At 53.5% G+C, this 12,508-nt stretch carries 8 protein-coding genes and 1 pseudogene; 4 read left to right on the forward strand and 5 right to left on the reverse strand.

What is annotated here, in order from left to right; genetic code table 11:
* The first annotated feature begins 53 nt into the window (after nt 1–53).
* The 4 genes and pseudogenes from Enr10x_RS18930 (at nt 54) to Enr10x_RS18940 (ending at nt 2,823) form a co-directional block, all read left to right on the forward strand.
* Nucleotides 54–881: a leucine-rich repeat domain-containing protein gene (locus tag Enr10x_RS18930; RefSeq protein ID WP_197997285.1), complete on the forward strand. Its 828-nt coding sequence runs from the start codon at nt 54–56 to the stop codon at nt 879–881.
* A gap of 361 nt (nt 882–1,242) precedes the next feature.
* Nucleotides 1,243–1,791: pseudogene (locus tag Enr10x_RS18935) on the forward strand (DUF1559 family PulG-like putative transporter); the annotation flags it as partial.
* A 77-nt stretch (nt 1,792–1,868) separates the two neighbouring features.
* Nucleotides 1,869–2,264 carry a DUF1559 domain-containing protein gene (locus tag Enr10x_RS30545; RefSeq protein ID WP_261343241.1) on the forward strand — a complete coding sequence of 132 codons (396 nt, stop codon included), beginning with the start codon at nt 1,869–1,871 and terminating at the stop codon, nt 2,262–2,264.
* A 67-nt stretch (nt 2,265–2,331) separates the two neighbouring features.
* On the forward strand, nt 2,332–2,823 hold the full coding sequence (locus Enr10x_RS18940) for a hypothetical protein (protein WP_145111376.1): 492 nt from the start codon (nt 2,332–2,334) through the stop codon (nt 2,821–2,823).
* A gap of 227 nt (nt 2,824–3,050) precedes the next feature.
* Here the strand turns inward: Enr10x_RS18940 and Enr10x_RS18945 are convergent, their stop codons facing one another.
* The 5 genes from Enr10x_RS18945 to Enr10x_RS18965 all read right to left on the reverse strand — a co-directional run bounded on the left by Enr10x_RS18945 (nt 3,051) and on the right by Enr10x_RS18965 (nt 12,508).
* Complete coding sequence (locus Enr10x_RS18945) at nt 3,051–4,508, reverse strand: DUF1501 domain-containing protein (protein WP_145111379.1); 1,458 nt, start codon at nt 4,506–4,508, stop codon at nt 3,051–3,053.
* Between the two features lie 2 nt (nt 4,509–4,510).
* Complete coding sequence (locus Enr10x_RS18950) at nt 4,511–7,672, reverse strand: PSD1 and planctomycete cytochrome C domain-containing protein (RefSeq protein ID WP_145111382.1); 3,162 nt, start codon at nt 7,670–7,672, stop codon at nt 4,511–4,513.
* A 300-nt stretch (nt 7,673–7,972) separates the two neighbouring features.
* A complete protein-coding gene (locus tag Enr10x_RS18955) occupies nt 7,973–9,466 on the reverse strand; it encodes an aldehyde dehydrogenase family protein (protein WP_145111385.1) in 1,494 nt (497 codons plus the stop codon).
* A gap of 345 nt (nt 9,467–9,811) precedes the next feature.
* Nucleotides 9,812–10,966, reverse strand: coding sequence for a hypothetical protein (locus Enr10x_RS18960; RefSeq protein ID WP_145451021.1), 1,155 nt, complete (start codon nt 10,964–10,966; stop codon nt 9,812–9,814).
* A 306-nt stretch (nt 10,967–11,272) separates the two neighbouring features.
* The gene (locus Enr10x_RS18965) at nt 11,273–12,508 is read right to left on the reverse strand and encodes a hypothetical protein (RefSeq protein ID WP_145451022.1); all 1,236 of its coding nucleotides are present in this window, start codon (nt 12,506–12,508) and stop codon (nt 11,273–11,275) included.

Raw genomic sequence — 12,508 nt, forward strand, 5'->3', positions numbered from 1 at the left:
AATCCTCCACTCCTGCAACCCCAAAGAGTTCTCAACCTGCTGCCCCGCGGATTATGCGCATAGACCTGGCTGAAAATGCGGACTGGAAGCGGGAAGACAGACTCCAGAAAATCAGACAAACCACAGAGCCCATCTGCATCGAGCTGACCTGGTCCGAAATCGGCGATGATCTTCTGCAGGAATTGAACGGCAAATCCAATCTGCAGGAACTGCTCCTGTTCGGCTCAGGTATCACCGACGAAAAACTAAAGCAGCTTGGAAAGTTACCAAACCTGCGGACTCTGCAACTGAGTGGCTGCCACGTCACCCTGGAGGGCATTCTGCAACTGAGTTCATCCCGAAACCTGAAACGACTCCTGGTGTCTGCTGTCCAACCCCGCCTCGACGATCAGGCCATCGCCCGGCTTATTGAAACATGGCCGCACCTGGAAACACTCGACGTGGGAAGCAGCGATCTGACCGATGTCGGACTTTCGCAGATCGGACAGCTGAAACAACTACAAAAGTTGAACATTTCCCACACCAAAGTCACTGGCTCAGCTCTGAGTTCGCTGACAGACCTGTCGCATCTCAAGACCTTGCACGCCAACGACACCCACCTCTCTGATTCAGCCATGATTCATATCGGAAAAATGACGAGTCTGGAAAAACTCAATTTAAATCATACCGATGTCTCCGATGACGGCTTTCGGGAAGTTCAAAAGCTGCGAAACCTGAAACGCGTTTACATTGTAGACACCAGAGTCACCGATCGAGGTCTGAAATACCTCAAACCGCTCAAAACCATCGAGTATATCGGGGCCGGCGACAATGTCAGCCCACAAGCCCTGCAGGAACTGAAAGAAGCATTGCCTCTCTTTGCCAGGAATCGAAACGGCTGACTTGAAACAGAGGCACCTGGCAGCGCACGATTCTCGCCATCCCGTCAGATGGCCCCAGCTGGATTGCTCAATTCACCAGTCCCCTTTTCGTGACGTTCGTGTCTTTCGTGGTAGCAATCCCTTTCGTGGTAGAAACACTTACATACCGTTCCTGGTCAAAGCCTCACGTTAACGTCCGGTTAACGATCGATGAATAACAGCCCCAGCGGCCACAATGAGATTGAACATCCGACAATCCAAAGCTAGCGTATCCATCTGACGGCCATACGTTGCAGAAGTCGAGATTCTTGAAGCAGAAATATTTTTCTCACCATTGTCGTGAGCTTTCTCTCATATCCCTCTGTTGAACCAGGAACATGCGATGCGAAATCGTACTTTCAGCCGTTTTCTTTCCGGCTCTCATCAACGTCATGCTTTTACTTTGATCGAACTTCTGGTGGTCATTGCCATCATTGCGATTCTCGTTGCTTTACTCTTGCCCGCAGTCCAGCAGGCACGCGAAGCCGCCCGGCGGGCCTCCTGCAAAAATAACCTCAAGCAGCTGGCACTGGCCTTACACAACTATCATTCCACACACGGCCTGTTTCCTCCCGGCTCTGTGAACGGAGCCGGCGATAATCCAAACGGGTCCAACGGATCGGGCGGTGTCGCCATCGGTGCTTCCTGGATCCTGCTGATCCTGGCAGACCTCGAACAGTCGGCCATGTTCAACGATGTGATGACGATCGCCAATGAACGCCCTGAAGTGATCGACTGGCTGGGAAATGGAACCTACACTTCACAGGGCATGTATGTGGGCAGCAGACAGATCGACGCGATGCTCTGCCCCTCGCACCCGAAGAACAGAGAACAGTTTGCCAACGGCACCGCACTGGAAAACCTCGCCCGGGGAAATTATGCCGCCTGCTATGAAAAGCCGGCTATGGCCGCGTGCATACCAATGATGGCAAGGTCGGGGGCGTCTTCGGCAACAATTCTGCCATCGCCATGCGGGACATCATCGACGGGACTTCCAACACGCTGGCATTAAGCGAGCTCAAGTTCCGCCTGCAGAGTTCGACCGGCCCCTCCAGCCAGGACACCCGCGGCACCTGGGTCTACGGAGCGATGGGAGCCGATGTTTTCAGCGCACAGACCGGCCCCAACAGTTCGTCTCCCGATGGTATCTGGGGCTGCCGCAATTACCCGGAAGAAGGCATGCCCTGTATCCAGATCGGCTCTCCCTACACCGAAATGTACTCCGCGGCCCGCAGCTATCACACGGGTGGCGTTCAGGGAGCAATGGCCGACGGCTCGGTGCGATTCTTCTCGGAGAACATCGATCTCACACTCTGGCAGGCACTCAGCACGCGCGGGGGCCGGGAAACAATCCAGGGCCCGTAACGGTCTTTCACCGTGAAGCTTCCCTCATTTTGATGATCCAGCAAAGAATTCAGGCGAAAGGAACGCCATGCCCCCATTTCCGCAGCTCAATTATTCGTTCTGTCTGCTCTTCACTGTGACAGCCCTGCTGACCGGCTGTGGTAACGGAGACAGAGTCACCGTCTATCCCACCAAAGGGGTCGTCCTGTTTGAAGGCAAACCCATGGTGGGAGGCGGGGCCATTTCCTTTGTCCCCCTCTCGGCCCTCAAAGGCAAAGCCGCCGGGGGCACCATCAAAGAAGACGGCACATTCGTCATGTCAACGTATGAAGAGGGGGACGGCTCGATCGCAGGCGAATTCCGGGTGACCGTGCACCAGATCACGATGAAAGAACCGGAAACCAATCCGGACGCCGACGGCAAGAAAGAACCGGCCAGCACCGAACCTACTCAGGTAGTAGAAAAAAGTGCCCAGATTCCTCACATCTACGCAGATCCGGGCAAATCCCCCCTCACCATCAAAATCGAACCGGACGGCCCCAACAACGAATCACTCAGCCTCGAACTCAAACGCATGTAACGAGACCAGAAATGACACTTTAAAAATGGGTAGGCCAGAATTGCATTCGGGGCTATCCCGTGATGCTAATCCAGACGTAAGGCGCGGGCCTGTGTGCCCGCCCGCCTGGCGACGCACGATTCACGCCAACCCGTCACATGGCCCCAGTTGAAACGCTCAATTCACCAGATATTTTTTTTCGCGATTTTCGTGCCTTTCGTGGTAGCAAAATTTCGCGTAGTTCGCGGTCACGACAAAATATCATGCACCACATGCGCTTCTTCCACACCGGTCAACCGCGCATCCAGGCCGCGATATTTATACGTCAACCGTCGATGATCGATCCCCATGCAATGCAGAATCGTGGCGTTCATATCCCGGATGTGCACCGGATTCTCCGCGATGTTATAGCAGAAGTCGTCGGTCTTCCCGTACTCAAAGCCACCCTTAATCCCGCCGCCGGCCATCCAGATCGAGAAGCAGCGGCCATGATGATCTCGCCCCGCGCTCGGGCTGCCGATCGCTCCCTGGCTGTAAACGGTCCGACCAAACTCGCCTCCCCAGATCACCAGCGTCTCATCCAGCAGGCCCCGTTGTTTGAGATCCTTGATCAATGCCGCTGAAGGCTGATCCACGTCCAGGCACTGGTTCGGCAGCTGGCTCTTCAGCGAGACATGCTGGTCCCAGCCCCGGTGGAACAGCTGCACAAACCGCACGCCCCGCTCCGTCATCCGGCGGGCCAGCAGACAGTTGGCTGCGAAACTGCCCGGCTTCCGCGATTCCGGTCCGTACATCTCGAACGTCTTCTGCGTCTCTCCCGACAGATCCATCAGTTCGGGTACCGAGGTCTGCATCCGGTAAGCCATCTCGTACGAATTAATCCGCGCCTGAATTTCCGGATCGCCGATCTCTTCCGCCTGTCCCCGGTTGAGTGTCGCCAGGTCGTCCAGCAGTTTCCGCCGTTGTTTACGGTCGATGCCCGCCGGGTTCGCCAGATACAGCACCGGACTCGATCCGGGCCGCAGTTTCACTCCCTGGTGACTGGGGGGCAGATACCCCGAACCCCACAAGCGGTCGAACAGAGGCTGCCCCGGGTTCTTCCCCGTCCCCTGCGACAACATCACCATATACGCGGGCAGGTTCTCGTTTTCACTTCCCAGCCCGTAACTCAGCCAGGCCCCCATGCTCGCATGACCGATCTGTTGTGAGCCCGTGTTGATATACGTGATCGCCGGGTCGTGGTTGATCGCTTCCGTATTCAACGACTTGATAATCGTAATGTCATCGGCAATTGTCTGCGTATGAGGCAATTGTTCGCTGATCCATGTCTGATGCTGTCCGCACTGTTTCATCTCCCAAAACGGCGCAACGACGGGAAACGACTTCTGCCGGGCCGTCATCCCTGTCACCCGTTGTGTCCCCTTCACCGAATCGGGCAGGTCCGAACCATGCAATTTCCGCAGTACCGGCTTATAGTCGAACAGATCCACATGCGAGGGACCGCCTGACTGAAACAGATAGATAATCCGCTTCGCCCGCGGTGCCACCTGCTTCACGCCGTCGGGAATCGTCTCCGCGGACGCACTCTGGTTAAACAGTTCGGGATAGAGCAGGCTCGCCAGCGCCGCCCCGCCAATGCCGCGGGCCGAGCGTCCCAGCAGAGTCCGTCGTGTCAAATTACGTTCGTATTCAAATACCGGGTCCATGCTTACCCTCGCGTCATAAATTCATAAGTGTTAAACAGCATACTCCCCACAGTCGTCCACGCCGCGACTTCCTCGGGAGCCAGACTCGCATCGCACGCCGATTCCCCCTGCGACAACAGCGATCGCGCCGCATCAGGAGCTGACTGGTAGTTTTTCAACTCGCGTTGATAGGCCGCCAGCGTCGTCTTCAATTCCCATTCCGCCGGCGGTCGTCCCAGAGCTTCGCGGAACGCAAACGTAATCCGCTCTTCGGGCGAAGTGCCCCCCTCTTTCATAATCCGCTCAGCGAACTTCCGGGATGCTTCCACAAACTGCACATCGTTTAAGAGCACCAGCGACTGCAGCGGCGTATTCGTACGGGCCCGACTCACCAGGCAGACTTCGCGGTTCGGGGCGTCAAAGGTCTGCATGTTCGGCGGAGGCACCGTCCGCTTCCAGTATGTATACATGCTCCGGCGATACAGTTTCTCGCCATGATCCTGCACGAAGACCTGCGCGGTTGCCGGTGAACTGCCGTAATGACTCACTTCCCGCCACAAGCCTTCCGGCTGATACGGGTTCACACTCGCCCCACCCACACGTTCCACCAGCAGCCCGGACACCTTGAGCGTCGCATCCCGAATTGCTTCGGCCTGCAAGCGGAACCGTGCGCCACGGGCCAGCAGTCGGTTTTGCGGATCCCGTTTCCAGAGCTCCGGCGTTCCCACCGAGGACTGTCGATAGGTGGCCGACATCAGAATTTTCTTCACGATGTGCTTCACATCCCAGCCCGATTCATAAAACTCGACCGCCAGCCAGTCCAGCAGACGGGGATGTGTAGGGGGATCTCCCTGCGAACCGAAGTCAGCCGATGTCGAGACAATTCCCTGTCCGAACAGCATTTCCCAGAACCGGTTCACCGCTACGCGGGTCACCAGCGGATTCTCCCGCGACGTCAGCCACTGGGCCAGTGCCAGCCGACTGTCCGCTCCCTGCTGAGACGATCCGGGCAGGAACCCGGGTACGCCCATCGACACTTTTTCGGTCGGCTGATCGTACTGCCCCCGATTCAGAATGAACGTCTCCCGTGGCTTCTTGGCCGTGTTCATGACCATTGTCTCAAACGACTCGGTCAGCATCTTGCGGCGCTCTTTGAGATTCTCCCGCTGATATCGCAGGTTCTCAAGTTCAGGGGCGATCCCGCTATAGTAAGCTTTCAGAGCCGCCGTTTGTTTCGCATTTCGCTGCTTCGCATCTGTGGACAGGATCTGCTGAATCTCTTCAGGAACGGTGGTCCCGTCATCGGTACCGGTCATCCCGAACACTTTGTAATCGCCGGCCATCAATGCCTCACGTCCGCCAAACTTTCCGCCCCCCCAGACCAGCATGACCGTCACATACTTCGAGTCCTTTGTGTGGTAGGGTTTATCGAACGTCACCGTCAGATGCTGCTGTTGTTTGTTTTCCGGTGCGGGAGACCAGCCGTTATGATCCCGCGGATCCAGGCAGTCCGCCGCCGGGTAATCCGGATGGGATCGGCTCGCGGTAATCTTCGCGACGTTCAACATCGCATACAGGTCCAGTTGATCGGAAGGAATCGCGGTCCCTGAGGCAGCGAAGCTGGTCAGGATGAAGCCCCCCGGAAACGACTCTTTCTTACCATGACCGATTCCGCCCTCAGGCAGTTTTTCGTTTGGATAAAAGACAATCCGCAGACCGTCCAGCTTGTCGACATCCGGGCCGACTTTCAGAGAAATCGAAGGTGAACGCCCGCTGGCTGCCAGCGCCAGAATGTGTCCGTCATCGCTGACTTCAAACGCACTCCGCGTATTCGGATCGGAAACCTTGACTACATCCAGTTCATGCAGTTTCAGTCCCGCACCCCGCTCTGCCAGTTCCTGTTTCGTACGGGCCTCCCAGGCGGCCAGCTGCGATTCATCCGGATGAGCAAGTGCCTGCTCCAGCTGCGCCAGTTCCTGATCAATTGATTTCAGTTCTTCCTTCGCAAATGAGAGCTCGGTCTTCACGGCCAGCTTCGGACCGGCGTTGATTCCGCTGTTCCCGTCCAGCCCGCGATCGTCCAGGCGATTGAAATACGCATAGAACTGGTAAAAGTCCTTCATCGTGATCGGGTCGTATTTGTGATTGTGACACTGGGCACAGCCCATCGTCAGTCCCAGGAAGACTTCCGACGTCGTCTTCACCCGGTCGACCGTGTAGTTGACCAGGTTCTCTTCAGGAATCGTCCCCCCTTCGTGCGTAATCATGTGATTACGGTTGAAGCCCGTCGCCACTTGCTGCCAGGGCGTCGCATTCGGTAACAGGTCACCGGCAATCTGTTCGGTAATGAATTCGTTGTACGGTTTATTCTTGTGAAACGCATCGATCACCCAGTCCCGCCAGAGCCACATGTGGCGGCCCCCATCAATCGAGTAACCGTTCGTGTCCGCATAACGAGCCAGGTCGAGCCATTTCAGCGTCATCCGCTCGGCATACTCAGGCGTTTCCAGGAGGCGATCAATCAGTTTCTCGTAAGCCATTGGATCTTTGGAATTCACAAACGCGTCCACTTCCTCCGCAGTGGGAGGCAGCCCCAGCAGATCCAGGTAGAGCCGACGCACCAGGGTCCGGCGGTCTGCTTCCGGGGAGGGTTTGAGTCCTTCTTTTTCGAGCCGCGACAGTACGAAGTAATCGATCTCATTCCGCGGCCAGTCGGCCTGTTTGACTTTCGGCAGCTTCGCACGTTCCGGTTTGACGTACGCCCAGTGTTCGTGCCACTCGGCTCCCGATTTCACCCAGCGTTTAATCAACTCGATCTCTTCCGGCTTGAGAGACTTCCCCGAATCCGCGGGCGGCATCTTCATATCATCATCTGTCGAGACAATCCGTTCGATCAGGGCACTCTCTTTCAGCTGGCCCGGCACAATCGCGGACGCAAACGCCCCCGCTTTCGTATCCAGTCGCAGGTCGGCCTCGCGATGTTTCTCATCGGGTCCATGACAGAAGAAACAGTTGTTGGACAGAATCGGACGGATATCGCGATTGAAATCGATGCCCGCTTCGTCCGTACCTGTTTCGGCTGAGGTCGCCGGTTTCGACTTCGGATCGGCCTCGGCAAACAGTGACAGACAGGTGACGCCGACCGCCAGTACGAGCAGCCCGCTTCGCAGCATAAGGGAACGCATACTTCATGCCCCGTTGATGAACTTCTCACAGCGATGCTGGTGCGTCTCTCAGAAGCCGAACCATGCCATCATGATCCGGGAGAACAGGTGGGTCCCAGCGAATGCATCGCTAATACTGATCTTAGAGGCACCGGATAAGGCCTGTCAAGCAATGTTCCGGGAAACGCCAACTATCGAAGCAGCCTGCAGTTAAATGTTCATCTCCGGGCGCAAAAACAGTCAATCTGCGCAATAAAAACGCCCCGCAGACCGTTTCCAGAAAAACAATCTGCAGGGCGATGAACATCAGCTTCAAAAGGCTTACAGCGGTCGGACGACCGACAGGCTCCGCCAGTAGTCAAACAGCGTTTCTACGGAGAGCACGCCGCCCCCCATTCCGCTCTTGTTGATCCCGGCGTAGGGTACGCCATGCGCGAAGACATTGTGGGCGTTGATCCAGCTGTTGCCGGCACACATCGCTTCTGCCACACGGGAGGCCCGGGACAGATCCGAGGTCCAGACACTGTTCGCCAGACCGTAGTCTGTCGAGTTGGTCATCTGGATCGCCTGTTCTTCGGTCTTGAACGGTGCCAGGTAAGCGACCGGCCCAAAGATCTCTTCGCGAGCGGCAACGTTATCCAGCGAACCGGCCATCAAAGCCGGCTTCACATAGTAGCCTTCATAACCGGGTACTTCAGCAGCGCCCCCTTCCAGCACGCATTCCGCTCCTTCAGCCTGCCCCTTCTCGAGATAAGAGAGGACCCGCTGATGCTGCTTGGCGTTGACCACCGGTCCCATCTGGCTCTTGTCGTTGAGCTGATAACCGACCTGGACCTTCTTGAGACGATCCACACATTCACTCACAAAGTGATCGTAAATGTTTTCGTCAATCAGCCAGCGGGTCGCATCACAGCAGACCTGACCGGTATGGAAGGTGATTGCATTCACCAGCTTTTGAGCCGTATCGGGAACGTCGACGTCGCTGAAGACCACCGCAGCCCCTTTACCGCCCAGCTCCAGTTTGACAGGTACCAGGTTGGCACCGCATGATTCTGCGACCAGACGCCCGACTTCAGGCGAACCGGTAAACGACATCCGCTTCAGTTTCGGATTCCCCGACAGCGCCGCACCAGCGACGGACCCGTAACCAGGCACGACATTGATCACGCCATCCGGAATGCCGACCTCTTTCGCCAGGCGGGCCAGGTAAATTGCCGACATCGGCGTGTCTTCCGCCGGCTTGATCACGACCGTATTGCCAGCCGCCAGAGCCGGAGCAATCCCCCAGCCGATCAACAGGAACGGAAAGTTCCACGGGAAAATAAATCCACAGGCTCCATAAGGCTGACGCACGGTCCACGCTTCGTGATTGGGAACTGCCAGCACCGACCGCCGCTGCACGTGCTGGGCCAGGTCAGCGAAGTACCGCATTGTATCGACGAAGTTCTGCACATCGCCCTGTGCCTGGGCTTCGATCTTACCGGCGTCCAGCGCTTCGAGCTGGGCAATCATCGGTTTGTGTTTTTCGACGGCATCTGCCAGACGATGCAGCAGAGCACTGCGTTCGTTCTGAGGCAGTTGGGGCCAGCCCGTTTTGCGGAACGCGGCGTCAGCCACATCCACGGCCATTTCGACGTCGCCCGGCTGAAAGCTGAAGACTTCCGCCAGCTGCTTGCCAGACCCCGGATCGGACGTCACAAACGTCTCCCCGCCGGCAGATTCGACTTCCTTTCCTCCGACAACCCCTTTCAGAGTCCCCTCTTCCAGAAAGGCTTTGACTTCGGGATACAGTTCACTGGCTGTAGTAGTTGACATCGCGCGCTCCTGTTCAATGTGATGAAGAATCGATTGCGTCGGCCCCCGGCTTTCCCTGTCTGAACAGACTGAAACCGGTGCCGGTATCTTGCGTTAAAAATCCCCGACGGCCTCCTGCTGCCTCGGTTCATCATAACCGCAATCACATTGAAATTTAAACGCTAAACGGGAAATTAGTTGGGGAGAACAGTGCGAACTGGATCCTTGACACTGAAACGAGATGACTGGATATTTCGTTTCAGGACAGACAGTGAATAAAAATCCTGCAAAGTCAGATAAAAGGAAATGATTCAACCAGCGATCAAAGCGTGATGAATCATTTGAGAAAAGATCGTTATGACATATTCATTCAGTTGATTTTTCTGATAGATCATACTTAAGGAACCTGATTAAGTCATAGTTGGCTTTATCTTTAACTGACGCCGGCAGGTACCCTGAATTCTTATCTGTTATCAACTCGTTGAGTCTAGTAATAATCACGTAGAAACATTTTTGATCCTTAGTATCATCAAATTCTTTTCCGTCTTCTGGTTTAGCTTTATTTTTCAAAAAATGATCACCTTTCTCAACCAGGGCATTCATTGCATTAAACCGTACCTGGATATCCAGCTGACAATTCAGGGCAACCTTGTTCAAAGCACAGGTCAGATTACAATAACCACATTTTTGATGCGACGTAAGAACAGGGTCTTTTTTTTCTGGCAGCGCCAGCAAGCCAGACCTGAGACCTGAGGTCACTTGCCAGGATTTCTCGAAACTTATAGGAGATGCGTTTAAATATTTGTCCATCAAATCTACCAGATCTTGATAGTCTTCCTGATTTACTACTGCAGGTGGAGTTACAGTCCCCTCAATTTTTCCACTTCCAACCTGAGGTATCTCCAGCTTCCCTTTCAGCCCATCCTTCCGATTACCATTCAGCTCACCCTTCAGTTCACTTTTCACTTCACCTTCCAATTTCCCCTTCAGCTTACCTTTCAATTCGCCCGTCAGCTCACCCTCTACAGTAACCATTACCTCTACTGTCGTGCTCTTATCTTCTGTTTTATGTAGAGGGTGAGTTAGAATCAGAGGTAGTTGTGCCGCGATTTGTTCTTTTATTTCCGACTTTTCATCAGGATCCTCAAGTCTTGCTTGCAGTTGCTTGAAAAGTTCTTCTCTCTGTTTGTAAGCGGACAGATACTCTTTTTTTGAAGCAACCAGCGAAATAATATTTAGTGAATTGATTCGCTTTGCTAAATCTTCATCTTTGGAATATTTTCCGTCCTTGTTAGTAACAATTTCCTTGTGTGATTCAACAATCGCTTTTAAAACGTCAACCACCTCAGGAGGATATTTTTCCTCACCACAGTTCTGACAGGAACACTGATCCGGCTCTGCAGATGGCTTCAAAACCATTTCTGCCTGCAGTTCTGCCAGATTCAAAAAGCCAAAACCAGCCAGGATCACAAGACTAACGGCAGACTTCAAAAGCGTGTTGATTCGGGGGTGTTGCAGCATGACCGCTTCCTCTCAGAATGAAACTTATACCAAGTGTACATAGCACACCTGCCATCATGAGAAACTTGCAGACAGAACGCAAGAATATCTCCTGTATTCGCTCTATTTTCCAGAATTTAACAGATAACCGATCTGTGAAATCTGAGCGCAAAAGGAGATCAGCCGGAGTCTGCTTCGTAACGACAGGGGAATTAGCAGCCCCACCTGCAGCAGGCAGTCAGAAGCAATGGAGATGGGAGAAGAATCAGTCTCAGTCCTGGAAACCAATTGTCCCTTTCGGCAATGATTACGCCATGTTGAGCGACGTTATTGAACGGCTGACACAGCACGCACAGGCGAACTCAGGTCGAGCAGATCCAGCGTGGTGAATTCGATCACGTCTCCATCCTGAATAGCCATGAGCTCATAACCTCTATAATAGCGGTTCCAATTATTCTGTGCTTTTATTGCAGCTTCTTTTTCGTCTTCACTGGCATCGGCTTCTGCCTCATCGGGAAACTTTAAAGCACCATAATGCTGATTGGGGATGATGATGCGAAAGAGTTGGCCTCCATAATTTCGATAGACTACAGTTACAGCAGGCACGTTTTCATTAAATTCTTGCGAATACTTCTCTGTAACATCATTAATATTAGATTCTTTATTTTCTTCAGAAATAGATATCCTGCCTGACTGCTTAGCAAAGCCAGTCAGTGTATATTGTATTTTGGTTTGATCAGTAGAATTGTCTATAGTTGTAGATAATAAATGGCTTTTTGCTTCGAGTTTTTGTTTGTCTATATCAAGCGTGGAAATGGCATCCCCCGGAACAACGGGCATATTTGCAATCTGGGGATAACCCAGCATTGCCCGTGGAAACAAAGTCGCAATGAGCCCCTGCTTGAGAACAATCACATCCGGATGCAGATCCAGGATGCTCATTATTTTTTCATTTTCTGTTTTCTCTACTTCAGCTGCTTCTGCTGCTCTCGCAAGTTCCGCGGCTCTAGCTGCTTCAGCAGGTGATTTTCCCTTCCTTATTGCATCCTGTTTTGCATTTTCTGCTTGATCATTTGCATCCTTCTCAACTTTCTGGTTGATGATTGCCCGGGTGGTTACGATTGCATCATCAAGTTCATGCTCCACCAGAAAGGACATCAGCGTGGTTCCCTGCCAGGGAATCTCGACTGCATCATATCTGAAATTAATAATACTGAAATCAATCTGACTGAAATCGCCAGAATCGAAATCGTCAGAAATGAAATTATAAAAGGCAGTCGATACTTTTCCTGTGGCAGGAACAGTTAACTTTTTCTTGTGAGGCTTCTTTGACTTATGTTGTGCCTGATCGAAAAACTTAAAGTCAACTAACGTAATCCGCTCTTTCAGCGACGGATGCGCTTTCGCTGATTTCTGCTGTTGTTTTGCGAGCTTGTGTGATTTCGATTCCTTTTGCTTGTGGTCTCCAACTGTTTTCTTTGACAGCTGGAGCGGTGCGGGGACCAGCGCACACCCCTGCAGCGTGAGAATCAATCCGATTAAACATAAAGTGATGTATTTCAT

The sequence above is a fragment of the Gimesia panareensis genome, assembly GCF_007748155.1.
Classification (GTDB): domain Bacteria; phylum Planctomycetota; class Planctomycetia; order Planctomycetales; family Planctomycetaceae; genus Gimesia; species Gimesia panareensis.

Bases quoted from the DNA above. Each gene is read 5' to 3' on its own strand.
- Enr10x_RS18965 (WP_145451022.1), bottom strand. From the start codon at position 12,508: ATGAAATACATCACTTTATGTTTAATCGGATTGATTCTCACGCTGCAG.
- Enr10x_RS30545 (WP_261343241.1), top strand. From the start codon at position 1,869: ATGCGGGACATCATCGACGGGACTTCCAACACGCTGGCATTAAGCGAG.
- Enr10x_RS18950 (WP_145111382.1), bottom strand. From the start codon at position 7,672: ATGCGTTCCCTTATGCTGCGAAGCGGGCTGCTCGTACTGGCGGTCGGC.
- Enr10x_RS18940 (WP_145111376.1), top strand. From the start codon at position 2,332: ATGCCCCCATTTCCGCAGCTCAATTATTCGTTCTGTCTGCTCTTCACT.
- Enr10x_RS18955 (WP_145111385.1), bottom strand. From the start codon at position 9,466: ATGTCAACTACTACAGCCAGTGAACTGTATCCCGAAGTCAAAGCCTTT.
- Enr10x_RS18930 (WP_197997285.1), top strand. From the start codon at position 54: ATGCGCATAGACCTGGCTGAAAATGCGGACTGGAAGCGGGAAGACAGA.
- Enr10x_RS18945 (WP_145111379.1), bottom strand. From the start codon at position 4,508: ATGGACCCGGTATTTGAATACGAACGTAATTTGACACGACGGACTCTG.
- Enr10x_RS18960 (WP_145451021.1), bottom strand. From the start codon at position 10,966: ATGCTGCAACACCCCCGAATCAACACGCTTTTGAAGTCTGCCGTTAGT.